This window comes from Ruegeria sp. CI8 (assembly GCF_056536865.1).
In genome coordinates, this window is sequence record NZ_JBQFQL010000002.1 from 484,154 (window position 1) to 506,827 (window position 22,674).

A 22,674-nucleotide genomic window follows, 5' to 3' on the forward strand; every position below is an offset into this window, starting at 1 on the left:
AACTCAAGAAACCTAAATTCGTGTCGGCCCGCGGCGCACATCACACGATTGAACCTCAAGGAGCGTTCCATGTTCAAAGGCTCGATGCCAGCTCTCGTCACCCCGTTCCGCAACGGCGAGTTGGACTTGGATACGCTCAAACAATTGGTGGAATGGCAGATTGCCGAAGGGTCGACCGGTCTGGTGCCCGTCGGCACGACCGGCGAGAGCCCGACGCTGAGCCACGAGGAACACGAAACTGTAGTGGCCGAGGTGGTCAAGGCCGCCGCGGGGCGCGTGCCGGTCATCGCCGGGGCCGGGTCGAACAACACGGTCGAAGCCATCCGGTTCGTGCGATTCGCACAGAAAGTGGGTGCGGATGCGGCCCTGGTCGTCACGCCCTACTACAACAAGCCGACTCAGAAAGGTCTGTTGTCGCATTTTCGGGCGCTGCATGACTGTGCGGATATTCCGATCATCATCTACAACATCCCGGGCCGCTCGGTCATCGACATGAACCCGGACACCATGGGTGCGCTGGCGCAGCTGCCTCGGATCATCGGTGTCAAGGACGCCACGGGCGATCTCGCCCGCGTCAGCCAGCAGCGCGCTGCCTGCGGCAAAGACTTCTGCCAGCTTTCGGGTGAGGACGCGACGGCCCTGGGTTTCAACGCCCATGGTGGCGTTGGCTGTATCTCGGTCACCGCAAACGTGGCCCCAAAGCTGTGCGCCGAGTTCCAGCAGGCGACCCTGTCGGGCGACTATGCGACGGCGCTGGAGTATCAGGATCGGTTGATGCCGCTGCACGAGGCCATATTCATCGAACCGGGCCTGGTGGGTGCGAAATACGCGCTCAGCAAACTGGGACGCTGCACCGAAGAAGTGCGGTCGCCGCTGACGACGCTGGAAGACAGCACAAAGGCCGCGATTGATGCCGCGATGGAGCATGCGGGCCTGATCTGATCAGGCGTGTTCCAAAAGAAAAAGGGCGGTGTCCGGGAGAACCGGCACCGCCCTTTGCTTGCCTGCAGAGCGACTTAGCGCTTGCCATAGTACAGCCCGACCACATGTTCGGCCTGGGCAAAGAACAGCCAGCGAGAAGTCGCGATACCCGCCATATGAGACAGCACCGCCAGCGCTCCGACCAGGTGGTTGAACGGCAGGATCAACAGACCGACGGGAACCACGAAGGCCAAGGCAAAGGAAATGGCCCGCAGCTTGTCTGCGTGTTTGCGTCCGACAACGTGAACGAATTCGCGCAGCAGATAGTTGGTTCCTGTATGCGGCGGTTCAAACGCGCGGACAGAACCCCGGTCGCCAAGACCAGTTGCCGTACCAAGGTTGGTTCCCGAGTTGGCCAAGGCCTGATCGCCCGAACGCCAGTAAAGAATTTGAACCAGCGCGGCGATCAACAGCAGCGGGATCGCAAATGCGGTCTGCCCCGCCAGAAGCGCGCCACCGGCCACGCTGAAGCTCAGAAACATTACGGGCGTCAGTGTCAGGTTCCACCGTGGGATCGTCTTGAGTTGCGTGTAGATCATCGAGGTCGTGAATACGGTCGCCAATGAGAGCAGCGAACCGATCAGACCCAGACCGGACCAGCGTTGGTCCAGAAAGATCGCGCCGATCGCATAGAGCCCCATGACCAACAGGGCCAGAACTGCGCACCAGCCCTCGCGGCTGAGCCAGCTTGTCTTCCATTGGGTGAACGCCTTGAGCGCGCGCTCGGCGTGGCCGAGGTGAAAGGTCGAGGCCATGAGCCCTCCCACGGACAGCGCATAGGCGATGGCGAAGAACACGAAGGCCACCCAGCCCGAGACATTCGGAAAGCCGAGGCCCAGGAAAAACAGCAGGCCGAAGCCCAGCCCCGACAGTGTGGTGAACAGGATGACGGAAGGTGCGGGATGCATGTCAGAGCTTCTCCAATGCCTTGTCCAGCCAGCCAAGGAAACCCTTCGGCTCGTCGGCGACCGGCGCCAGCAGGGGCGCCAGGATGTCGATCTGCTCTTCGACCGTATCCTTGGGGCGGGGTGGCAGGTATTTGTTGACCGGTTTGGTGCCCATTTCGGGCATCAGATCCATTCCGCCGCGCTCGGCCACCAGTTGGCTGACCTCGCTGTCGGGGTCGCCCAAGTCACCGAAATGGCGGGCCCCCGCAGGGCAGGTCCGCACACAGGCGGGAACGCGGTCTTCTTCGGGCAGGTTGTCGTTGTAGATGCGATCGACGCACAGGGTGCATTTCTTCATGACGCCCTCTGCGGCGTCCAGTTCGCGCGCGCCATAGGGACAGGCCCAGGCGCACAGGCCGCAGCCGATGCAGTCGCTTTCGTTGACCAGCACGATCCCGTCCTCGACCCGCTTGTAACTGGCGCCGGTGGGGCAGACGGTGACGCAGGGCGCATCCTCGCAATGCAGGCAGGATTTCGGGAAATGGATCAGCTGGGCGGCACCTTCGGCCGGCTGCACCTCGTAGGAGTGGACCCGGTTCAGGAATGTGCCCGAGGGGTCCGCGCCATAGGCGTCGTGATCGGACAGGGGGGCGCCGTAGTTCTCGGTGTTCCAGCCTTTGCAGGAGATCACGCAGGCATGACAGCCGACGCAAGTATCCAGGTCAATGACCAGGCCCATTTTTCGCTCGGTGGATTGGGGAAGTTGGGTCATGGCGTCTGCTCTTTGTCGAGGGCCGGGGCCGAAAGGGGGGCAACCCCCTCCTGAGCCGCTCGGCTCAATTCATCCCCGGAGTATTGCGGGCCAAATGGAGTGCGGGGCAGGGTCATTTGCCAACCTTCCATGCGAGATCCTTGGGGCCGGTGCCGACCGGAGATTTGATTGGAGGGAATTCCGGTTGGGTTTGGGCGTCTGCCGGTGCTTTGGCTTTTTCGATCTTGACCTTGAGGTCAAACCACGCGGCCTGTCCGGTGATCGGGTCGGAATTGGCCCAGCGCAGACCGTCGCCCTTGGGTGGCAGCAGTTCGTGGATCAGGTGGTTGAGCAGGAAGCCCTTGGTTGCCTCGGGTGCGTCGGGCTGCAGCGCCCATGCCCCTTTGCGTTTGCCGATGGCGTTCCATGTCCAGACGGTGTTGTCGTTCAACGCCGCCATTTCCATCACCGGCACGGTGATTTCTCCGTGCGGAGAACTGACTTTGGCCCAGTCCCCGTCCTTCAGTCCGTGTTCGCGCATCAGCTTGGTGGGAACATACAGCGGGTTGCGCCCGTGCAGTTGCCGCAACCAGGCATTCTGGCTGCCCCAGCTGTGATACATCGCCATGGGGCGCTGGGTCAGGGCGTTGACGGTGAAGCCTTCGTTTCCGGTCTGGTCGGTCTCGTACCAGATCGGAAGCGGGTCCATGGTTTCTTTGATGCGGCCGCGCAGGTGGTCGGGCGGCTGGCGGTCGCCGTGGCCTTCGGCAGCCAGCTGGAACTTGCGCATCGGTTCGGAATAGAGCTGGAACAGGTAGGGTTGCGGGCTGTCATACAGGCCCATACTCACCGCCCAATCCTGATAGGCGGCGTTCCAGGGTTTGAAGAACAGGGCCTCGTCCGGGATGTGTTCCAGGTAGAAGCCGCCATTCTCGATATAGCGGTCCAGTTGGTTCGGGTTCACGTCGCCCCGACCCACCTGCGAGCCATCTGCGCCGCGGAATCCAGCCAGTGGGCCGATGCCTGGCTTGCGCTGATGGTTGACCATGTAGTCAGCGTAGTGCGTATACTTGGCCGAGCCGTCCTCATCGGTGAAACCCGGCAGACCCAGCTTGTTGGCCAGCTGGATCAGCACCGTCTGAAATCCGCGCACGTCGCGATCGGGTTCGATCACCGGCCAGCGGATCGCATCTGCGGCGCCGTCGGCCTCGCAGATCGGGCGGTCGAGGAGCGAGATGCAGTCATGGCGCTCCAGATAGGTCGTGTCGGGCAGGATCAGGTCGGCATAGGCCACCATTTCCGAGGAATAGGCGTCGGAGTAGATGATCCGCGGGATCACGTAGTCTCCGTTGTCATCCTTGTCCGTCAGCATCTCGATCACGCCCTTTGTATTCATGGTGGAGTTCCAGGACATGTTGGCCATGTACATGAACAGCGTGTCGATCTTGTAGGGATCGCCCGCGTGAGCGTTCGAGATCACCATGTGCATCAGCCCGTGGCTGGACATCGGGTTTTCCCAGGTGAAGGCCTTGTCGATGCGCGCCGGGCTGCCATCGGCCTTCAGGGCCAGATCTTCGGGGCCCCGCACGAAACCCAGATGCGGGCCGTCCAGGGGCGAGTTTGGCGTGACCTTGCAATGGGGGGTCGGGTGCGCCTCGACCGGCTTCGGATAGGGCGGCTTGAAGCGGAACCCACCCGGGACTTCGACCGTGCCAAGCAGGATCTGCAGCACGTGCAGCGCGCGGCAGGTCTGGAATCCGTTGGCATGGGCCGAAACGCCGCGCATCGCGTGCATGGCCACCGGCCGACCGATCATCTTGCTGTGTTTTTCACCCCTGAAGTCAGTCCATTCCTGGTTCAGCTCGAAGGCCTCGTCAAAGGCGACGCGCGCCAGTTCACCGGCAATGGCGCGGATCCGGCTGGCGGGTATGCCGCAATCCTCGGCCACCGCTTCGGGGGCGTATTCATCGCTGAGGTATTTTTCCGCCATCAGGTGAAAGACCGGCCGGTGGGTGATGCCGTCCATGTCATAGGTGGCGGTCAGGTCCGGCCGTACGCCCGGTTTGTCGAAGGCCGTCGGTTGCCCCGTGGCCCGGTCAATCACCAGCGGCTTGCCGTCCGCGTCCCGCAGAAACAGGCCCTTTTCAGGGCCTTCGGCGGCGTTTACCAGCACAGGGGCGTTGGTATAGCGGCTCAGGTAATCCAGGTCGATCTTGCCGGCCTTCATCAACACATGGATCAGCGACAGGATGAACAGCCCGTCGGTCCCGGGCGTGATGCCGACCCAGTCATCGGCAACTGCGTTGTAGCCGGTGCGGATCGGGTTCACCCCAATCACGCGGGCACCACGCGCCTTGATCTTTCCGATGCCCATCTTGATCGGGTTGCTGTCATGGTCCTCGGCCACGCCGAACAGCATGAACAGCTTGGTGCGGTCCCAATCGGGCTGGCCGAATTCCCAGAACGCGCCGCCCATCGTGTAGATGCCTCCGGCCGCCATGTTGACCGAGCAGAAACCGCCATGAGCGGCATAGTTGCAGGTGCCGAAATTCTGGGCCCAGAAGCTGGTAAAGGATTGCGACTGGTCGCGGCCGGTGAAAAAGGCCAGCTTTTCGGGGTTGTCCTCGCGCAGCGGCTTGAGCCAGCCGACCGCGATGTCCAACGCTTCGTCCCAGCTGATTTCCTCGAACTCACCCGACCCGCGCGGACCCACCCGCTTGAGCGGAGCGCGCAGGCGTGACGGGGCGTTGACCTGCATGATACCCGCGCTGCCTTTGGCGCATAGAACACCCTTGTTCACCGGGTGGTCACGGTTGCCCTCGATGTAAGCGACCTTGCCATCCTTCATGTGGACGTTGATCCCGCACCGGCAGGCACACATGTAGCAGGTTGTCTTGCGAACCTCGTCCGAGACCTTTGGGGATGTGTCGAGGATTGGCTGCTGATGGGTCATTTGCGGATCCAGTCGTTTGCGTCGGGACGAACTTGTCACTTTCAGCCCGGATTTAGAATACTGTTCTGACGATGGCGCCAGATTTGATGGTCATGTTCCCAGTGCCTGCAGCACGGTCACGGCGATCATCTGTTCGACATCCTCGGCGCTGCAGCCGCGGGACAGATCATTCGCCGGTCGGGCCAGACCCTGCAGCACCGGACCGATCGCCATGTATCCACCGATCCTCTGGGTGATCTTGTAGCTGATGTTTCCCGCGTCCAAATTGGGAAAGATCATGACGTTGGCCTTTCCGGCCACTGTCGATCCCGGAGCCTTTTTCTGGCCGACGGGGGGGTGAAAAGCCGCGTCGAATTGCAGCTCGCCGTCGACATGCAGCTCGGGATGCTGTTCGCGCAAAAGATGTGTTGCCTCGGTGACCTTGTCGACACCGGGATGTCTTGCGCTGCCTTTGGTCGAAAAGCTCAACATCGCCAGTGAGGGCTGTTCCCGCAGGATGGCCCGGGCCGACTGGGCCGAGGCCGCCGCGATATGGGCCAGCTCCGATGCGGTCGGATCAATCACGAGCCCGCAATCGGAAAACAGCATCGCGCGCGCATCAGGTCCGCCCGGGTCCGGCGGGTACATCAGGAAAAACGAGGACACCAATCCGGCATCCGGGGCTAGGCCGATCACCTGAATCGCCGTGCGAACTACATCACCGGTCGTGTGGACAGCGCCACCGACCGTTCCCGTGGCGCGCCCTGTCCGGACCAGCATGGCCGCGTAGACCAAGGGCGTTTCGGCGGCGGACCGGGCCGACACCGCATCCACGCCCTTGTGCCGGCGCAGATCGTGGTAGATGGCCGCGAACTCCTCGGTCAGCGGCGACTCGGTCGGGTCATGGATGGAAAGGTCATCGCCCGGTGCGGCGCCCTGCGCCAGCAACTCGGCTTCGATTTCTGCCCGCGGACCGACAAGGATGATGTCGGACAGCCCTGCGGACCGGGCGGCAAGCGCCCCCGCAACGATGCGGGGATCACTGCCTTCGCTCAGAGCAACGACTGGCCAGATTGCCGGAGCTTGCTGACGCAACAACTCGATGGGTGTCAGGGTCATCCGCTCCAGCTCCGTTCCCGCTCAGACCTGTTGCGGCACCATGTCGTCGGCGGAAATGCCGGCCACGGCCACAGGCTTTTTCATCGCGTCGCGGCGGAACGGTTCACCCAGTTCCTGGTTGATCAGGGCTTCGATCAGGGTGGTGATGCCATTCTTCTGGTCTTCGATGGCCTGATTCAGGGCGGCGGTCAGCTCGTCCATGGTGCGGGCGACGACACCCTTCAGGCCGCAGGCTTGGGCGATGCCGGCATAGGACACTTTGGTGTCCAGTTCGGTGCCCACGAAGTTGTCGTCGAACCACAGGGTCGAGTTGCGCTTTTCCGCGCCCCACTGGTAGTTGCGGAACACGATCTGCGTCACGGCAGGCCATTCCTCGCGGCCGATGGCGGTCAGCTCGTTCACCGCGATGCCGAAGGCGCCGTCACCGGCAAAGCCAACTACGGGCACGTCCGGGCAGCCGATCTTGGCGCCGACGATGGCGGGCAGGCCATATCCGCACGGTCCGAACAGGCCGGGGGCCAGATACTTGCGACCTTCCTCAAAGGACGGGTAGGCGTTGCCGATGGCGCAGTTGTTGCCGATGTCCGAGCTGATGATGGCTTCTTTCGGCAGCGCGGCCTGAATGGCGCGCCATGCCATGCGGGGGCTCATCCAGTCGGGTTTGGCCGCGCGCGCGCGCTCGTTCCAGCTGGTACCGGGATCGTCGTCCTCGTGGTCCATGCTGCTGAGCTGCTGGGCCCAACGCGACTTCTTCTCGGCAATCTTGGCCTTGCGCTCGGCGCGGCCTTCGTCTCCGGCCGTGTCGCTCAGCTGCGCCAGGATGCCATTTGCCACCTTGGCCGCGTCGCCGACGATACCGACCGAGACCTTCTTGGTCAGGCCGATCCGGTCGGGGTTGATGTCGACCTGGATGATCTTGGCGTCGGCCGGCCAGTATTCCATGCCATAGCCCGGCAGGGTCGAGAACGGGTTCAGGCGGGTGCCGAGGCACAGGACCACGTCGGCTTCCTTGATCAGTTCCATCGCCGCCTTGGACCCGTTGTAGCCCAGCGGTCCGGCAAACAGCGGATGGCTGCCGGGGAAGGCGTCGTTGTGCTGGTAGCCGACGCAAACCGGCGCATCCAGACGCTCGGCCAGGGCCTTCGAGGCCTCGATGCCGCCTTTGGCCAGCACCACGCCCGCTCCGTTCAGGATCACGGGATTCTTGGCGTTCGACAACAGTTCGGCGGCCTTTGCGACAGCGGTTTCACCGCCTGCGGGACGCTCGAAATCGACGACCGCGGGCAGTTCGACGTCAATGACCTGAGTCCACATGTCACGCGGGATGTTGATCTGAGCCGGGGCGCTGGCGCGCTTGGCCTTCATGATCACGCGGTTCAGAACCTCGGTGACGCGGGATGGATCGCGGACCTCTTCCTGATACGCCACCATGTCCTCGAACAGTTTCATCTGCTCGACTTCCTGAAAGCCGCCCTGTCCGATGGTCTTGTTCGCGGCCTGCGGTGTGACCAGCAGCAGCGGTGTGTGGTTCCAGTAGGCGGTTTTGACGGCAGTGACGAAGTTGGTGATGCCGGGGCCGTTCTGTGCGATCATCATGGACATCTTGCCGGTGGCGCGGGTGTAACCGTCGGCCATCATGCCGGCGCTGCCTTCATGAGCGCAGTCCCAGAACATGATCCCGGCCTTGGGGAACAGGTCCGAGATCGGCATCATGGCCGAGCCGATGATCCCGAACGCGTGTTCGATGCCGTGCATCTGCAGAACCTTAACAAAGGCCTCTTCTGTCGTCATTTTCATTTGGACGCTCTCCAAGCAATGGTGGAAACGGTCAGGCGATACGCCTTGGCTTGCCATTGGTTTTGGCGCAACGGGGGCATCTGGGTTAGGGCCAGACACGGCGCCGGAGTAGGTCCAGTGTGGCCTCAGCAGGCCCGGATTGCGGCCGCAACCCGCTCGATTCCCGCAGGTATCCGGTCAGCCGAGATCGAGGAATACCCCAGGCGGTAATAGTTCCTGGGCCGATCCGGCCCCGAGAAGAACGCAGCACCGGGCTCGATATGAACACTCTGATTCTGCAGCGTTTTCGCCAATTCCGCGGTGTCGACATGGTCCGGTGCCTTCATCCACATCGACGATCCACCAAAGACGCCGCGCCCGGCCACGGTCAACCCGTTCGCCTCGATCGCGTCCTCGATCGTCTTGCGCCGCTGCATCAGAGCCTTGGACATACGCCGTATCTGGGCGTCATAGTGCCCAAGCGACAGGAAATAGGCCGCCGTTCGCTGGATATGGCCGGGTGGGTGTCGGAAAACGAGCGACCGCAGCGCACGAGCCTCGCGGATGAACGGTTCGGATCCGACCATGTACCCCAGCCGCAATCCCGGGAACAAAGACTTGGAAAAGCTGCCCACGTAGACCACACGCCCGTCCTTGTCCAAGGACTTGAGCGCCGGAGACGGGGCACCCAGGAAGGCCATCTCGAACTCATAGTCATCTTCGACGATCATCGCGTCCAGTTCGCGGGCGCGTTTCAACAGGTCGTGACGCCGGGCGACAGGCATTGTCGCGGTTGTCGGGCATTGGTGGCTGGGCGTGGTGTAGATTACGTCGGTGCCGTCCGGGATAGACTCGGGCGGCAGCCCATCCTTGTCCACCCGCAATGGTGTCATCGAGGCATCCGAGCAGCGCATAAGCTCGTGCAGAGCGTAGTAGCTGGGATCCTCGATCGCAGCCTTGCGCCCATGGCCCAGAAGAATGCGCGAGGTCAGCCACAGTGCGTTCTGAGCGCCCAGCGTGATCAGGATTTCCTCGGGTCGAGCTGCGATACCGCGGCGGGGCAACGTGTGGCGGGCGATGAACTCGATCAGCAACGGATCGTCCTGATCCACGTAGTCGCCGGTCAGCGAGTCAAAATCCTTGTGGCCAAGGGCCCGAACGGCGCAGAGGCGCCAGTTCGCATGATCAAACAGGGTGCGGTCGGCCTGGCCGTAGATGAACGGATAGCTATATTCCCGCCAATCCGGTGGCTTGGCCAGAAAATCACCCTCGGAAAAGCGGCGGGCCAGTGCGGCGTCCCAGTTGACGGTTTCTTCGCTGCGCTGAACCGGTGTGTATTTCGGTGGCACCGGCGCGTTCTGTGACACGTAGTACCCGGACCGGCCTTTGGCCGTCAGATAGTCATTTGCCAGCAACTCGGTATAGGCCAGCGTCACCGTGATGCGGCTGACACCCAGATGCGCGGCCAGTTTGCGCGACGACGGCAGTTTCTCACCGACATGAAAGCGGCCTGACAGGATGCCCTCGGCAATCATCTGCTGGATCTGCGCCTGCAGAGTGCCCTGACCGCCCGGTTTCAGAAAGAAGGTATCGACCGAAATTCCCATGCCTCGTTATATGTTGGACTTAAATACAGGGCAATCTGGACTTATTCGGGATCAACGGAAATTTATCCATACGGTTGACTCGGGCTTTGCTCATCACTAAAAAACTAGAAAACTAGTTTAATGGATATAACCAAATGTGGGAAAAAGCTGCTGCAGGGTTTTCGGCGATGGGGTCCGAGGCGCGATTGCAGGTGCTCAAGACCCTTGTGCGGGCCGGACAGGCTGGTCTGACGGTCGGAGAGATCCAAAGTCGGACTGGGATGGCACCGTCCACCCTGGCTCATCACCTGCGATTCCTGGCGGCAGGCGGCGTGGTCGAGCAGGAGAAATCCGGGCGGACCACAATCAACCGTGCATGTTTCGATGAATTGAGGTCACTGGCGCAGTTCATCCTCAGCGAATGCTGCGCGGACGAATCCAGAAAGGTCGCAAACGATGGCTGAATTGACCCAATCCCCGAAGGCCGTTGGTCAAACCCTGTCCGGTCTGCTGAAGACACCCTGGGCCCTGATCGTGGCGATCCTTGTGCTTGTGGCCATTCTGGACCCAGGCAATTGGGTGAACGTCACGACTTTTGGAGCCAAGGCTTTGGTGCACACCGGTCAGTACATCCTGTTTGCAGTGCTGTTGCTGTCCTACCTCAAGGCCAGCGGGGCCGAGACTATGGTTGCCCGGGCCTTCGAGGGCCGCGAAACCCGGATGATCCTGCTGGCCGCGTTGTTCGGCGGGTTGGCTCCGTTCTGCTCCTGCGAGGTGATCCCGTTCATCGCAGGCCTGCTTGCATTGGGTGCGCCCTTGTCGGCGGTCATGGCCTTCTGGCTGAGCTCGCCGTTGATTGACCCGCCCACGCTTTTGATCACGGCGGGCGCTTTGGGCTGGCCGTTTGCGATCGGCAAAGCCGTTGCAGCCGTTGCACTGGGATTGTTCGGCGGGTTCGCGGTGCGTTTTCTCATGCGTCAGGGTGCCTTTGCCCAACCTTTGCGCCACTATGAACCGGCCGGATGCTGTGGCTGCGGTCCGAAGAAAGACAAGCTGCTTTGGCGCTTTTGGCAAGAGCACGAACGCCGCGTCCGGTTCCGTCGGGAATTCGTGCAGAACGGCCTGTTCCTGCTGAAGTGGCTCGCTCTGGCCTATGTGCTCGAGGCGCTGCTTGTCAGCTATGTTCCGGCTGATCTGATCGCGCGGCTGGTTGGTGGCGACGGTGCGGTGCCGATCGTGATCGCCGCCTTTGTCGGGATGCCGGCCTACCTGAACTCGTATGTCGCGCCGCCGCTTCTGGCCGGCCTGATGGAGCAGGGGATGAGCGCGGGCGCGGCGATGTCCTTCATGATCGCCGGGGCCGTCAGTTCCATTCCGGCCATGGCGGCTGTCTGGTCTCTGGTCAAACCCCGTGTGTTCGCAGCCTATATCGGGCTTGGGATCAGCGGAGCTATTGCAGCAGGGATTCTGTTCCAGCTTTTGTAAAAAGAAAACCGCCCGGAGTATTCTCCGGGCGGTTCTGCATATCAGCTTGCGCCGCAGTTGCTTGGCAATTTGAACCGATAGCGCGGTTCGCCGCTGTCCACGAAAACCCGTTTTTCCACACAGGCCGTGGTTCCGACACTGCGCGCGATCGGCGCCTCGGTCGCGGTGATTGAAGTTGCCGATCCGTCCGGCAATCGAACCGACGCGATGACCCCGTTCTTGAGATCACCATTGATTGGCGTAGCCGACAGTACAGGAACGGTCATATACGCTTCGTGTTCGTGTTTCCCATCGCCGCTGAACAGCAGCAGACCGGCAGCTACGGCGATAACGGCCACGCCGCCCAGAATGGCCAGTCCCTTGGTTTTTGCGAAAGCGTAAATCGAAACCGCCCGGTGCGGCCCGAAGATAGACGATAGAATGTTCAGCATGGTCCAGTTCCAAAAAGGCCCCGGTCCATCGGACCGGGGCCAGCACAGTGTCAGTTGCGCAGATCGTCCTCGTCGTCTTCTTCGGCACCGCCCTTGGGCAGGTTGAAGAAGCTGTCGGCATCCACCACTGCTTCGTCTTCTTTTTCCTCGTCGCCGTCATCGGACAGCGAGAAGGTTTCCAGCCCCTCGATCGCCGTGGGGATCTTGGGAGCGGCATCCATTTCCAGCGACTGTTCGGTCGAGACCAGCTTGCGGCGCTCGTCATCGCTCATGACGCCACCTTCGGCAGCCTTCTTGGCGGCGGCTTTCTGGACGGCGGCATCCAGTTCGGACTGTTTGCACAGGCCCAGCGCGACCGGGTCGATCGGCTGCATGTTGGCGATGTTCCAGTGGGTGCGCTCGCGGATCGACTGGATCGTGGGCTTGGTGGTGCCAACCAGTTTGGCGATCTGGCCATCGCTCAGCTCCGGGTGGAACTTGACCAGCCACAGGATCGAGTTCGGGCGGTCCTGGCGCTTGGACAGCGGCGTGTAGCGCGGACCGCGGCGCTTTTCCTCGCCGGCGGCGGCCGGGTTGAACTTGAGCTTCAGCTTGTGCAGCGGATCTTTCTCGGCCTTGTCGATCTCTTCCTGAGTCAGCTGGTTGTTGGCGATCGGGTCGAACCCCTTGACGCCTGCCGCCACATCGCCATCAGCGATGCCTTGCACTTCCAACTCGTGCATGCCCACGAAATCCGCGATCTGCTTGAAGCTGATCGTGGTATTGTCCACCAGCCAAACGGCGGTTGCCTTGGCCATCAGGGGTTTTGCCATCAGCCCGTCTCCTTTGAATACATCTGTCCCGTCGCCGGAATTCGGCGGCCCCGTGGTCTTGGGGCAGGTTTCCGTTGTCGGGGAACTTGGCCCGTATATAGTCGTGCAGATGCAAGAAGGGAAGAGGCGAATGCGCTGGGCGTTATTGGGGCTGCTGGTGTGGATTTTCGGCGCGATGGCCGCGCTGGCCGATGGCGAGAAGTCCGGCGAGTTCGACTATTACGTCCTGTCGCTGAGCTGGTCGCCCAACTGGTGTGCCCGCGAAGGCGACGCGCGCGGATCCGACCAATGCGATGCGCGCCACGATCACGGCTGGATCCTGCACGGGTTGTGGCCGCAATATCACCAAGGCTGGCCGTCCTATTGCCCAACAGCCAAGGCTCCGCCGTCCCGTGCAATGACCCGACAGATGGAAGATATTCAAGGCAGTTCGGGTCTGGCCTGGCACCAGTGGAAGAAACACGGCACATGTTCGGGCCTGTCCGCAGCGGACTACTACGCGTTGTCCCGGCAAGCCTATGACCGCATCACCCGACCGCCGGTGTTTCGCAAGTTGGACAAAGCCGTGAAACTACCGGCGCACGTGGTCGAGGATGCCTTCCTCGACGCCAATCCAGGGCTCGAGCCGGACATGATCACCGTCACTTGCAAGCACGGATACATCGAAGAAGTGCGCGTCTGTCTGTCACGTGATCTGGACCCGGTGCCCTGTGGGCGGGACGTGATCCGGGACTGCACCGCTTCGGATGCGTTGTTCGATCCGATTCGCTAGAGCTTCTTGTTCTGGCAGTCCCGCGCATAGTCCAATGCCTTGGCGGTGCCCTTCAGATCGATCGCCAAAACCCGCTCGCCTGCGGGGTTGTAGATCGTCATCGTCTTGTTCTGGGCGATGGCCGCAACAAAGTTCCGGTCGGTGAAGAACACGGTCGCACCGGGCACCCGATCCTGCTTGAACCCGATGGCTGTGGCGTCAAAGCTCTTGCCGTCCAGCTCGAACCGGATCGGATAGGATTTGCCGGGCTCGATGTTGCCCCACCCCTTGTGGAAAACGGTGAAATAGCCCCGATTGTCCAGCGCATCGTAGCCCAGGCGCACCACGGACAGGTCCTGATACACCGTCTGGATCAGACAGCCGTTGCCCAGATTGGGGTCCATCATGATGTTCCAGCCTTCGACGAACCCCTTGTCGACCAGTTGCTGTGACCACGCGGAAGTGGCGGTGAAGGCGGCAAAGGTCAGGGCGAGAAGGCGTTTCATGGCGGGTTCCGATATCAAATGGGTCAGGCTAGGGCATAGTACACGGTGCGGGGTCGACGGAAAGATCATTCTAGGCCTCGGCAGCAGTGCATGATGATCTATGTGCATGGAACAACACGGCTTTGCCTTGTGGGGCGGGCGCTTGAAACCAGGACGTCGCAAAATACGTCTTGCCCAACAAACCAAGGAGCAAGCTATGCCTCAACATCCAAGAACATTCTCTCACATCGGGTTGTCCGTCCCGAACGTGGACGAAGCCGTGAAATTCTATTCCGAGGTTTTGGGGTTTTACGTGATCATGCCGCCAACCGATGTGGTTGAGGATGACACGGACATCGGCGTGATGTGCACGGACGTGTTTGGCCCGAATTGGAAAAAACTGCGTATCGCGCATCTGGCGACCGCCGATCGTATCGGGATCGAGCTTTTTGAATTTGATGGGAACTACGCGCCGGAAAACAACATCGACTTTCGCAGGAACGGGACGTTCCATTTCTGCGTCCAGGATCCTGATGTCGAAGGCTTGGTGGAAAAAATCGTGGCGGCCGGCGGGAAACAACGCATGCCTATCCGATACTACTACCCCGGCGAGAAACCCTACCGCATGGTCTATGTCGAGGATCCGTTCGGGATAGTCTTCGAGATCTACAGCCATTCCTATGAATTGACCTACTCTTCGGGTGCCTACACCTGACCGATGGGTCAAGTGGTACCTTGCACTCGAGCTGGGGCGAGAGCGTGCTGCTTGCAGGCAGCACGCGGCGGCTACAGCTCCTTCCGCGCCCGCAGCGCTGCGGTGATCGTCCCGTCATCCAGATAGTCCAGCTCGCCCCCGATCGGCACGCCCTGCGCCAGCGAGGTCAGGCGGACCCGCCCTTCCAGCTGATCGGCGATGTAATGGGCCGTGGTCTGGCCGTCGACGGTTGCGTTCAGGGCCAGGATCACTTCGGTGATGTTTTCGGCGGTCACCCGGTCGCGCAGCCGGGGGATGCGCAGGTCATCCGGGCCGACGCCGTCCAGCGCCGAGAGCGTTCCGCCCAGCACGTGGTAGCGGCCTTTGAACACGCCCGCGCGTTCCATCGCCCACAGGTCGGCCACGTCTTCGACCACGCACAGCTCACCGGTGGCGCGGTCTTCGGAATTGCAGATGTCGCAGATGTCGGTGGTGCCCACGTTGCCGCAGTTCAGGCATTCGCGCGCGGTGGCGGCGACCTGCTGCATGGCGTCCGACAACGGCGTCAGCAGCAGGGCGCGTTTGCGGATCAGGTGCAGCACCGCCCGCCGGGCCGAGCGCGGCCCCAGCCCCGGCAGCTTGGCCATCAGGTCGATCAGGGCGTCGATGTCACTGTTCGAACTCATGGCCTGTCCTGCGTGGCTTCGGCGGCGGGGGTTTGAGGGGCAAAGATCAGAACGGCAGCTTGATGTCCGCTGGCAGGCCCATGCTTTCGGTCAGCTTGGCCATTTCTTCCTGCGACCGCTCGGCCGCCTTGGTCTGCGCGTCCTTGATGGCGGCCAGGATCAGGTCCTCGACCACTTCCTTGTCGTCGCTGTTGAAGATCGACGGGTCGATGTCCAGACCTTTCAGCTCGCCTTTGGCCGAGGCCGTGGCCTTGACCAAGCCCGCGCCGGATTCGCCGACGACCATGATGGTGTTCAGCTCTTCCTGCATCTGCGCCATCTTGGTCTGCAGTTCCTGCGCGGATTTCATCATCTTGGCCATGTCGCCCAGACCGCCGAGTCCTTTGAGCATCTGTATGTCTCCTGTCATTCGAATTGCGGCCTAAATACGGGCCGTCTGCGTCCTTCACAAGGGCAGCGCGTCTTCTGCGCGGGTGATTAGTCTTCCTCGAATGGATCCCATTCGTCCTCGACCTCGGGCAGGGCTTCGGTTTCGACCTTGGCCGCGCGGTCCTGAGGGGTTTCGATCCGGGTGATGCGGGCCTTGGGGAACTGTGTCAGAACCGCCTGAACCAAAGGGTGTTCTTCGGCCTTGGCCTTCAGCGCCAGCTCGGCCGCGTCGCGCAGTTCGGCGATTGTGGGCGCGTCCCCGTCCGAGACGATCGAGACCGCCCAGCGATTGCCGGTCCAGCGCTGCAGCGCGGACCCGAGCCGCGCGGCCAGGTCGGTGGGCGCCTTTTCGGTGGGCGTGAACTCGATCCGGCCCGGCTGGTACGAGACGAGGCGGACGCCGTTCTCGACCTCGACCAGCAGCTTCACGTCACGGTTGGAGCGGATCAGCTCGACCACATGCTCAAACGTTGGATAACGCGCCAGCGCGGTCTGCACGTCTTGGGCCAACGCCGCCGTGGGCGCGCCGCCCACACCGCGCGGGGTGGGCGCATGGGCCGAGGCCGTCGCGGTCACGGGCGGGGCGGTGTTGCCGGCAACCGGAACGCCGCCCCCCGGCCCGCCGACGGGCGGCGGAGGGCTGTCCTGAAGGCGTTTGATCAACTCTTCCGGGCTGGGCAGATCGGCCACATGGGTCAGGCGGATCACCGCCATTTCCGCGGCCATCATGGCGTTGGGGGCGGCCGAGACTTCCTCTAGTGCCTTCAGCAGCATCTGCCACATCCGGGTCAGCGCCCGCATCGGCAGCGCCTCGGCCATCTGCTGGCCGCGGGTGCGTTCATCGGGCGAGACGGTGGGATCTTCGGCTGCGTCGGGGGTGATCTTCACCACCGAGACCCAATGCGTGATTTCGGCCAGATCGCGCAACACCGCCAGCGGGTCGGCGCCCTCGGCATATTGCGCGCCCAGTTCGGTCAGCGCCCCGGCCGCATCGCCGCGCAGGATCATGTCCATCAGGTCCAGCACACGGCCCCGGTCGGCCAGCCCCAGCATTGCGCGCACCTGATCGGCAGTGGTTTCGCCGGCGCCATGGCTGATCGCCTGATCCAGCAGCGAGGTCGCATCCCGGGCCGAGCCTTCGGCGGCGCGGGTGATCAGGGCCAGCGCGTCATCCGAGATTTCCACGCCCTCGGCGGTGGCGATCTTGCGCAGCAGGCCGATCATCACCTCAGGCTCGATGCGGCGCAGGTCAAAACGTTGGCAGCGCGACAGCACGGTGACCGGAACCTTGCGGATTTCGGTCGTGGCGAAGATGAATTTCACATGCTCGGGCGGCTCTTCCAACGTTTTCAGCAGCGCGTTGAAGGCGCTGGTCGACAGCATGTGAACTTCGTCGATGATGTAGATCTTGTACCGCGCGCTGGCGGCGCGATAGCGTACGCTGTCGATGATCTCTCGGATATCGCCCACGCCGGTGCGGCTGGCGGCGTCCATTTCCAGCACGTCCACATGGCGGCCTTCCATGATGGCCACGCAATGCTCGCACTGGCCGCAGGGTTCGGTCGTTGGGCCGCCATTGCCGTCGGGGCCGATACAGTTCATGCCCTTGGCGATGATCCGGGCCGTGGTCGTCTTGCCGGTGCCGCGGATGCCGGTCATGATGAAGGCCTGCGCGATCCGGTCCGCCTCGAACGCGTTTTTCAGCGTGCGCACCATGGCATCCTGACCGACCAGGTCGGCAAAGGTTTCCGGGCGGTATTTTCGGGCGAGAACCTGATAGGCGGGGCTGGACTGTGTGGTCATGTCTGCTCTGACGGATTCGTACTGACGATGCAGGGTAGAGTTCCCGGTGCCCCGCGTCCACAGCGCCGGTGCAGGTTTTTCGCTTTGGCGAGCGCGCGGTGTGAGGCATACTGCGCGGATCAAGTTCAATCAGCCAGTTTCGGGGGGAACGTCTGATGACAAATCTTGTGGTTCATGCATTGCAGGTGGGCGGCGGTACGCTGGCCCTGACCTCGGTTCCCGGCGGTGGCGGCGACTATGAGGGAGACCTGGACCTGATTTCAGCCTGGGCGCCGGGGCTGGTGATTTCGATGACAACCCTTGCCGAACTGGTTTCTGTGGGTTCGGGCGAATTGGGCTGTGACATTCATCGGCGCGCCTGTCGGTGGGCGCATCTTCCGGTCGCCGACTTCTCGGCGCCGTCGACCGAGATATCCGGCCGATGGCCCGAAGTCAGCGCCGCCGCCCGCCATGCGCTGTCGGGCGGCGGGCGGGTACTGGTCCACTGCCGGGGCGGTTGTGGGCGGTCTGGCATGGTTGTTCTGCGCTTGATGATCGAGAGCGGCGAGCAGCCGGAACAGGCCCTGAAACGCCTGCGGGCCGTACGCCCCTGCGCGGTTGAGACTGATGCTCAGATGGACTGGGCCGTCGCCCCAGCGCGCGAGGCACTGGCGACCTGACATTCAGGCGGTTGCGCGGAACTCGCGCTCGGCCCTGACCACGGGCATGATCGCCGTGGCCTGCAGCATCGCACAGGGTCGATCACTGATGACCTGCGCAGGCAGGGCGTCGCTCTGGTCGTCAAATAGCATGTCGGCGTAGGTATCAAGGCAGTCGGACGGGGTGTCGGCGGCCGCTCCGCAATACACGCGGATCCGTTCGGGACGTGCATCGAACCGCGCCGTGCAGCCATGTTCGCAATGGGCCAGTTCGCTACTGCCTTCCACTTGGAAGTCGGGGGATGTAGCGGCCTGCGCCGTCGCCATTGCCTGCGCGATGGCCCGTGCCATGCGCGCCAATGCCGGGCAGGTCTTTCCGGTGCGCTGGCAGATGGTTGCCGCGAATTCATGGGTATCGGTCTTCCAAATCATGTTGCGCCCTCCGCGCGCTGGGCGAGATGGATTTGGACAGACGCCGGTTTCAAGGCCAGACCCTGCCCGGACACCCCGTCCGAGTTTCGGTTTCACGTTTGATGGCAGGTCTCCTGACTTGCGGGTCTTTGCTTTGCCGACCTTCCCAACCTTGCGGTCAGTGGTATTTAGGCATCGCTCTCCGCCTACAGTTGCGGGGGCAGTCGCGGCCTTGGTCCGCTCCGGAGTTCCGGGTTGGACCGCACCGTGTTCCCTTTTCATCCCGGACCGAAACGGCACGGGAACCATCCCCTCATCGCTAGCGGTGTATCCGGGATCGAGTCAAGACGGTTTCAGCCCGGTTGCCGGAGTGAGTCCCAAGGGAACAGATCAGGCAGTCTGCGCAGCACATTCGAATCCCTGCGGGCACGGGCCAATTGCCAGCCGCCTTGCATCACGATGAACAGGGTGTCCGCAGCATTTTCAGGGTCGGAAACTCCGAACCGCGCGGCGTGGTTTCGAACTTCGATGATCCAGCTTTCATACAGACGGTCGGCATGTTCCCGAAACGCGCGGTTGTCGGGGCTTTCGAACAGGGTGGCGGCGATCGGGCAGGTCTCCCACTGGGCCGAGGTGTCGAACAGTTTCGCGATTTTGTGGCACAGGGTGGTGACCCCATCGCGAAAATCCGCGGCGTCGTTGAATGCCGCAGCAATCATGCTCAACATCCCGTCCGAGGCCCAACTGGCCGCCGCCAGGGCCAGATCCGGCTTGCCCTTTGGAAAATGGTGATACAGCGACCCCTTGGGGGCTTGCGCTTCGGCCAGCAATTCCGCCAGACCGACACCGTTATAGCCCGAGCGCTGGAACAGTTGGGCGGCAGTCACAATCAGGCGATCTTTGGTGTTTGGTGGACGTTGGGTCATGCAGGCCAAATATTGACAGGCCTAGACCAATTGGTCCAGACACAAAGTATTAGACCGATCGGTCCAGAGTGTTTGAAGGCAAAGATGTTGGATTCGCAGCACGCGGTTGACGTGGAAGACTTTAAGTTTCCGTCGGGCCAGACCCAGCTGGCGGCGCGGCTTTACACTCCGGCGGTCGAGCCGCAAACCGTTGTTGTGCTGAACGGCGCAACAGGAGTGCCACGTGACTACTATCAGCACTTTGCTCGCTGGCTGGCCGCCGAGCGCGGTATGGCTTGCCTGACATATGATTACCGGGATTTCGAGCATTCGCTGACCGGGCGGCTGAAAGACTCGAAGGCCACGATGGCGGACTGGGCGCTGATCGACATGCCCGCAGCGCGTGCCGAGATGCGCCGTCGATACCCGCAGGCAAAACTGTGGGTGATCGGGCATTCGGTCGGTGGAATGCTGGGTCCGCTGCAACCGGAAATCGAACAGATCGACCGGATGATCTGTGTGTGCGCAGGTTTGGTGACGGTGGCCGATCACCCGTGGCCCTACAAGGGCTTGGCGACTTTGTTCTGGTATGGCCACGTGCCACCTCTGGTGCGTCTTCTGGGGTACCTGCCGGGGAAACTTCTGGGATTCGGAGCCGATTTGCCGGCGGGCGTCTATTGGCAATGGCGCAAGTGGTGTACATCGCCCACCAGCTATCTGCCCGAATTGGGAGACACGCTTCCCCAAGCGGATTGGAGTCGGGCGAACGCCACGGCGGATATCATTGCGTTCGAGGATGACCAGACTGTGCCACCGCCCGCCGTCTGGCGGCTGGCTGAACTCTATGGTCCGACCGCCCGTCGGCATTTGTTGGAGCCGAGGGATTTCGGACTGTCCGAAATCGGTCATATCGGCGCCTTCGCCCGGCGCAGCAGTGCCGTTTGGCCGCGATTGATCGCCTGACCCGCCCGCAAGCGCGGTTTTCAGGAACAACGACGAAATACAGAGGTTGGATTGACCGGGCCGAATACGTGGCGCGGCGTCAAGTGAGAGGTTGGACATCGACCCAAGCGGGGCTCGTTGTGGCTGCTTCCTTCCGGACCTGACCAGGTTGGCGAGGCGCTTGCCCGCGCCAACCTCTCGACCGACGATATAGGCATCACGCACCCGCTTGGCAACCCGTCACAAAGACAGGCGTACCCTAAGAAACCCGCGCGCGTCCTGCCCGTCGGTGGTGGCTGCAAAGTGGTCGAGCTCGCGCAGGTAGTTTGCAGCGCGTGGCCCGGTCTTCAGAATCACGGACCGGCCCGCCTGCGGAACAAAGGAAAAGCTTTGGGCGGTGTTTTCCACCGGATCCGGACCCAATCGTCCCGCCAGGTAGTCGCGCAAGATTCCCTGGAGGCTCAGCGGCGGCACCGGGATCAGGCGGGCCGGGTCTGGGACGGGAAAGTTGCCGCCGCCATTGGCTCGGTAGCTGTTTGATGCAACGACGAATTGTTCATCCGGATCGACGGAGCGGCCCTGAAAGGCAAGATCGCGCAGGCGGGAATGGGACGTGTCGATCAACTGGCCGCCTAAATCATATCGCGCGGGCTGGGTCAGATCGAACCTGTAGGTCACCCCATGCAGCACGTCGAAATTGTGCCCGGTGCCCTCGGGGTCGATCAGAACCTGCTCGTCGCTGTTGCCAAGTTGGGAAAACTGGGCAGCCGACATCTCCAGCCACTCGGCGATCTGGCGGCCATCCAGCAGCATGGCGGCCAGTTGGTTTGGAAACACATGCAAGTCCGAGACATGCCTTACGGTGACATCGCCAGCCGGGACTTCGGTGTAATGCCGTGGTCCGGCCCGGCCTCCGAATTTCGAAGGTGCGGCTGCGGACAGAACAGGGAGGGTTTCAAAGGTCGTTCCGGCCAGAACCGGTCGCAGGGCTGCCGCCTGTGCTGCGGCGACCAAGTTCAGCCCCTGATCCACCCCGCAAAAGGTGAAATAGCTGTGCAGGGTACGATTGATCCGGCCCACCGGCTGGGCAGCGGCTTTGCGGGTCGCCTTATGGGCGGCGGCATAAAGTTCGACCATCTCAGGGTCTTCAGGAACGACCCGAGCGCCGGTTTCAGCCCCGCCCGGGCAGATCGCGCGCAGATGCGCGCTGTGACCAGCAATTCTCACTTCTCCCGTGGCGTTCACGGCAAGCGTCAGGTCGATCACCCCCAAATGCGACCCCGCTGATCCGGGCATGACCAAGGGTCTGGCCAGCTGCGGGTTACCATCGCTTGGGTCGGGCAGTGTCAGGTGCGTGTGTCCGGCCACGATTGCATCAATACCGTCCAGAGCAGAAAGCTGTGCGACCACATTCTCCGACATCGGTGCGGCGTCGGGCTCGCCTAGGCCGGAATGTGCAAGAGCCACAATCAGGGCACAGCCCTGACGACGCAAATTCTCGGCCATCCGGCGCGCCGTAGCGACGGCATCCTCGGCTACGACCTGGCCTTGCAATTGTGGTGCTTCCCACTTCACCGTCTGCGGCGGCAGGATCGAGAAAACGCCAATTCGGACAGCAATGCTTTGGCCGTTGATGTGGACATGACGGGTCAGGTTGGCCTGTTTCTGCCAAGGCGCGACCCCGGTCAGACACTGCATGTTGCTGCACAAAACCGGGCAAGGTGCCCGAGAAACGATCCGGCCCAGAGCTGGGAGACCAAAGCCGAAGTCGTGGTTCCCCAGCGCAATTGCGTCGTAGCCCAAGCGCCCAAAGGCGGACATCAAAGGGTGGGTCGTGTCGGTCTGTTCGGCCGCCCAGTCACCCAGAAGTGTCCCCTGAAGGGAATCGCCGTTGTCGAACAGCAGGACAGTTACATTCGCCTCTTCCGCCTCTTGACGTGCAGAGCGGATCAAACTGACGGTTCGGGTGAAGCCTACACTTGGTTCCGGCCGGTCCGCATAATAGTCGAAACTGGTCAGATTCATGTGCAGATCGGTCGTTGCAAGAATCCGGATGTGCGCGGTTTTTAAGTGGGGATGTACCTGAAGCAGGGAGGATTTCAGAGCCAATTTTCTTCTTTTAGGTGCTGTTGTGCATACGTTTTCACTGAAAGGTAGAATACAGGCAATC

22 protein-coding genes, 1 other RNA gene and 1 riboswitch are annotated in these 22,674 nt (G+C 62.2%); of the genes, 7 read left to right on the plus strand and 16 right to left on the minus strand.

The window, feature by feature from the left end; genetic code table 11:
* Positions 1 to 69 precede the first annotated feature (69 nt).
* The gene (gene dapA / locus ACR0DA_RS13055) at positions 70 to 942 is read left to right on the plus strand and encodes a 4-hydroxy-tetrahydrodipicolinate synthase (RefSeq protein WP_170360872.1); all 873 of its coding nucleotides are present in this window, start codon (positions 70 to 72) and stop codon (positions 940 to 942) included.
* A 74-nt stretch (positions 943 to 1,016) separates the two neighbouring features.
* Here the strand turns inward: dapA and ACR0DA_RS13060 are convergent, their stop codons facing one another.
* From ACR0DA_RS13060 to pdxR, 6 genes are all read right to left on the minus strand, one after another.
* On the minus strand, positions 1,017 to 1,889 hold the full coding sequence (locus tag ACR0DA_RS13060; RefSeq protein ID WP_170372994.1) for a dimethyl sulfoxide reductase anchor subunit family protein: 873 nt from the start codon (positions 1,887 to 1,889) through the stop codon (positions 1,017 to 1,019).
* Position 1,890: 1 nt separating this feature from the next.
* On the minus strand, positions 1,891 to 2,640 hold the full coding sequence (locus tag ACR0DA_RS13065) for a 4Fe-4S dicluster domain-containing protein (RefSeq protein ID WP_480754362.1): 750 nt from the start codon (positions 2,638 to 2,640) through the stop codon (positions 1,891 to 1,893).
* Positions 2,641 to 2,752: 112 nt separating this feature from the next.
* Positions 2,753 to 5,572, minus strand: coding sequence for a molybdopterin oxidoreductase family protein (locus ACR0DA_RS13070; protein ID WP_480754363.1), 2,820 nt, complete (start codon positions 5,570 to 5,572; stop codon positions 2,753 to 2,755).
* Positions 5,573 to 5,662: 90 nt separating this feature from the next.
* The gene (gene pta, locus ACR0DA_RS13075) at positions 5,663 to 6,670 is read right to left on the minus strand and encodes a phosphate acetyltransferase (RefSeq protein ID WP_480754365.1); all 1,008 of its coding nucleotides are present in this window, start codon (positions 6,668 to 6,670) and stop codon (positions 5,663 to 5,665) included.
* A gap of 21 nt (positions 6,671 to 6,691) precedes the next feature.
* Positions 6,692 to 8,467, minus strand: a complete 1,776-nt coding sequence (gene xsc / locus ACR0DA_RS13080) for a sulfoacetaldehyde acetyltransferase (protein ID WP_093964302.1) — start codon at positions 8,465 to 8,467, stop codon at positions 6,692 to 6,694.
* Positions 8,468 to 8,592: 125 nt separating this feature from the next.
* A complete protein-coding gene (pdxR, locus tag ACR0DA_RS13085) occupies positions 8,593 to 10,053 on the minus strand; it encodes a MocR-like pyridoxine biosynthesis transcription factor PdxR (RefSeq protein WP_170439354.1) in 1,461 nt (486 codons plus the stop codon).
* Between the two features lie 134 nt (positions 10,054 to 10,187).
* On the opposite strand from pdxR, the gene ACR0DA_RS13090 reads away from it, so the two are divergent.
* Both ACR0DA_RS13090 and ACR0DA_RS13095 read left to right on the plus strand, forming a co-directional pair.
* Entirely contained in the window at positions 10,188 to 10,496 is a 309-nt protein-coding gene (locus tag ACR0DA_RS13090) for an ArsR/SmtB family transcription factor (RefSeq protein ID WP_093964304.1), read from the plus strand.
* A complete protein-coding gene (locus tag ACR0DA_RS13095) occupies positions 10,489 to 11,517 on the plus strand; it encodes a permease (protein ID WP_480754367.1) in 1,029 nt (342 codons plus the stop codon). The genes ACR0DA_RS13090 and ACR0DA_RS13095 overlap by 8 nt, the downstream gene beginning before the upstream one ends.
* 41 nt (positions 11,518 to 11,558) lie before the next feature.
* Here the strand turns inward: ACR0DA_RS13095 and ACR0DA_RS13100 are convergent, their stop codons facing one another.
* Together ACR0DA_RS13100 and ACR0DA_RS13105 are read right to left on the minus strand one after the other, a co-directional pair.
* Positions 11,559 to 11,948 carry a hypothetical protein gene (locus tag ACR0DA_RS13100; RefSeq protein ID WP_170341377.1) on the minus strand — a complete coding sequence of 130 codons (390 nt, stop codon included), beginning with the start codon at positions 11,946 to 11,948 and terminating at the stop codon, positions 11,559 to 11,561.
* A gap of 50 nt (positions 11,949 to 11,998) precedes the next feature.
* A complete protein-coding gene (locus ACR0DA_RS13105; RefSeq protein WP_170342353.1) occupies positions 11,999 to 12,760 on the minus strand; it encodes a DUF1013 domain-containing protein in 762 nt (253 codons plus the stop codon).
* Between the two features lie 130 nt (positions 12,761 to 12,890).
* On the opposite strand from ACR0DA_RS13105, the gene ACR0DA_RS13110 reads away from it, so the two are divergent.
* On the plus strand, positions 12,891 to 13,532 hold the full coding sequence (locus ACR0DA_RS13110; protein ID WP_170600098.1) for a ribonuclease T2 family protein: 642 nt from the start codon (positions 12,891 to 12,893) through the stop codon (positions 13,530 to 13,532).
* Here ACR0DA_RS13110 and ACR0DA_RS13115 read toward each other — a convergent pair.
* Positions 13,529 to 14,017 (minus strand): hypothetical protein, encoded by a 489-nt coding sequence (locus tag ACR0DA_RS13115; RefSeq protein ID WP_170341383.1) that lies wholly within the window; start codon positions 14,015 to 14,017, stop codon positions 13,529 to 13,531. The two genes, ACR0DA_RS13110 and ACR0DA_RS13115, sit on opposite strands and share 4 nt — an antisense overlap.
* Before the next feature lie 196 nt (positions 14,018 to 14,213).
* On the opposite strand from ACR0DA_RS13115, the gene ACR0DA_RS13120 reads away from it, so the two are divergent.
* Positions 14,214 to 14,711, plus strand: a complete 498-nt coding sequence (locus tag ACR0DA_RS13120) for a lactoylglutathione lyase family protein (protein WP_093964418.1) — start codon at positions 14,214 to 14,216, stop codon at positions 14,709 to 14,711.
* Between the two features lie 71 nt (positions 14,712 to 14,782).
* Here ACR0DA_RS13120 and recR read toward each other — a convergent pair whose 3' ends face one another.
* The 3 genes from recR to ACR0DA_RS13135 form a co-directional block, all read right to left on the minus strand.
* Positions 14,783 to 15,376, minus strand: coding sequence for a recombination mediator RecR (recR, locus tag ACR0DA_RS13125; RefSeq protein ID WP_170540361.1), 594 nt, complete (start codon positions 15,374 to 15,376; stop codon positions 14,783 to 14,785).
* 46 nt (positions 15,377 to 15,422) lie between these two features.
* Positions 15,423 to 15,767 (minus strand): YbaB/EbfC family nucleoid-associated protein, encoded by a 345-nt coding sequence (locus tag ACR0DA_RS13130; protein ID WP_005980576.1) that lies wholly within the window; start codon positions 15,765 to 15,767, stop codon positions 15,423 to 15,425.
* A gap of 86 nt (positions 15,768 to 15,853) precedes the next feature.
* Complete coding sequence (locus tag ACR0DA_RS13135; protein ID WP_480754368.1) at positions 15,854 to 17,608, minus strand: DNA polymerase III subunit gamma/tau; 1,755 nt, start codon at positions 17,606 to 17,608, stop codon at positions 15,854 to 15,856.
* Positions 17,609 to 17,763: 155 nt separating this feature from the next.
* Between ACR0DA_RS13135 and ACR0DA_RS13140 the strand changes: the two genes are divergently transcribed.
* Positions 17,764 to 18,267: a protein-tyrosine phosphatase family protein gene (locus ACR0DA_RS13140; protein WP_480754370.1), complete on the plus strand. Its 504-nt coding sequence runs from the start codon at positions 17,764 to 17,766 to the stop codon at positions 18,265 to 18,267.
* Positions 18,268 to 18,270: 3 nt separating this feature from the next.
* Here the strand turns inward: ACR0DA_RS13140 and ACR0DA_RS13145 are convergent, their stop codons facing one another.
* Together ACR0DA_RS13145 and ACR0DA_RS13150 are read right to left on the minus strand one after the other, a co-directional pair.
* Positions 18,271 to 18,678: a hypothetical protein gene (locus ACR0DA_RS13145; RefSeq protein ID WP_170341391.1), complete on the minus strand. Its 408-nt coding sequence runs from the start codon at positions 18,676 to 18,678 to the stop codon at positions 18,271 to 18,273.
* 86 nt (positions 18,679 to 18,764) lie between these two features.
* A riboswitch (cobalamin riboswitch) is annotated at positions 18,765 to 18,982 on the minus strand.
* A 28-nt stretch (positions 18,983 to 19,010) separates the two neighbouring features.
* Complete coding sequence (locus ACR0DA_RS13150) at positions 19,011 to 19,544, minus strand: TetR/AcrR family transcriptional regulator (protein ID WP_367646472.1); 534 nt, start codon at positions 19,542 to 19,544, stop codon at positions 19,011 to 19,013.
* 123 nt (positions 19,545 to 19,667) lie between these two features.
* On the opposite strand from ACR0DA_RS13150, the gene ACR0DA_RS13155 reads away from it, so the two are divergent.
* Positions 19,668 to 20,525, plus strand: coding sequence for an alpha/beta hydrolase family protein (locus tag ACR0DA_RS13155; RefSeq protein WP_170341395.1), 858 nt, complete (start codon positions 19,668 to 19,670; stop codon positions 20,523 to 20,525).
* An 81-nt stretch (positions 20,526 to 20,606) separates the two neighbouring features.
* Here the strand turns inward: ACR0DA_RS13155 and ffs are convergent.
* Positions 20,607 to 20,705: signal recognition particle sRNA small type (gene ffs, locus ACR0DA_RS13160), an RNA gene on the minus strand.
* Between the two features lie 39 nt (positions 20,706 to 20,744).
* On the minus strand, positions 20,745 to 22,613 hold the full coding sequence (locus ACR0DA_RS13165; protein ID WP_480754372.1) for a 5'-nucleotidase C-terminal domain-containing protein: 1,869 nt from the start codon (positions 22,611 to 22,613) through the stop codon (positions 20,745 to 20,747).
* Positions 22,614 to 22,674 lie beyond the last annotated feature (61 nt).

Coding starts and splice junctions, on each gene's coding strand:
- dapA (WP_170360872.1), top strand. CDS start 70: ATGTTCAAAGGCTCGATGCCAGCTCTCGTCACCCCGTTCCGCAACGGC.
- pta (WP_480754365.1), bottom strand. CDS start 6,670: ATGACCCTGACACCCATCGAGTTGTTGCGTCAGCAAGCTCCGGCAATC.
- ACR0DA_RS13140 (WP_480754370.1), top strand. CDS start 17,764: ATGACAAATCTTGTGGTTCATGCATTGCAGGTGGGCGGCGGTACGCTG.
- ACR0DA_RS13135 (WP_480754368.1), bottom strand. CDS start 17,608: ATGACCACACAGTCCAGCCCCGCCTATCAGGTTCTCGCCCGAAAATAC.
- ACR0DA_RS13070 (WP_480754363.1), bottom strand. CDS start 5,572: ATGACCCATCAGCAGCCAATCCTCGACACATCCCCAAAGGTCTCGGAC.
- ACR0DA_RS13110 (WP_170600098.1), top strand. CDS start 12,891: ATGCGCTGGGCGTTATTGGGGCTGCTGGTGTGGATTTTCGGCGCGATG.
- xsc (WP_093964302.1), bottom strand. CDS start 8,467: ATGAAAATGACGACAGAAGAGGCCTTTGTTAAGGTTCTGCAGATGCAC.
- pdxR (WP_170439354.1), bottom strand. CDS start 10,053: ATGGGAATTTCGGTCGATACCTTCTTTCTGAAACCGGGCGGTCAGGGC.
- ACR0DA_RS13090 (WP_093964304.1), top strand. CDS start 10,188: ATGTGGGAAAAAGCTGCTGCAGGGTTTTCGGCGATGGGGTCCGAGGCG.
- ACR0DA_RS13095 (WP_480754367.1), top strand. CDS start 10,489: ATGGCTGAATTGACCCAATCCCCGAAGGCCGTTGGTCAAACCCTGTCC.
- ACR0DA_RS13105 (WP_170342353.1), bottom strand. CDS start 12,760: ATGGCAAAACCCCTGATGGCCAAGGCAACCGCCGTTTGGCTGGTGGAC.
- ACR0DA_RS13100 (WP_170341377.1), bottom strand. CDS start 11,948: ATGCTGAACATTCTATCGTCTATCTTCGGGCCGCACCGGGCGGTTTCG.
- ACR0DA_RS13130 (WP_005980576.1), bottom strand. CDS start 15,767: ATGCTCAAAGGACTCGGCGGTCTGGGCGACATGGCCAAGATGATGAAA.
- ACR0DA_RS13155 (WP_170341395.1), top strand. CDS start 19,668: ATGTTGGATTCGCAGCACGCGGTTGACGTGGAAGACTTTAAGTTTCCG.
- ACR0DA_RS13065 (WP_480754362.1), bottom strand. CDS start 2,640: ATGACCCAACTTCCCCAATCCACCGAGCGAAAAATGGGCCTGGTCATT.
- ACR0DA_RS13115 (WP_170341383.1), bottom strand. CDS start 14,017: ATGAAACGCCTTCTCGCCCTGACCTTTGCCGCCTTCACCGCCACTTCC.
- ACR0DA_RS13145 (WP_170341391.1), bottom strand. CDS start 18,678: ATGATTTGGAAGACCGATACCCATGAATTCGCGGCAACCATCTGCCAG.
- recR (WP_170540361.1), bottom strand. CDS start 15,376: ATGAGTTCGAACAGTGACATCGACGCCCTGATCGACCTGATGGCCAAG.
- ACR0DA_RS13060 (WP_170372994.1), bottom strand. CDS start 1,889: ATGCATCCCGCACCTTCCGTCATCCTGTTCACCACACTGTCGGGGCTG.
- ACR0DA_RS13120 (WP_093964418.1), top strand. CDS start 14,214: ATGCCTCAACATCCAAGAACATTCTCTCACATCGGGTTGTCCGTCCCG.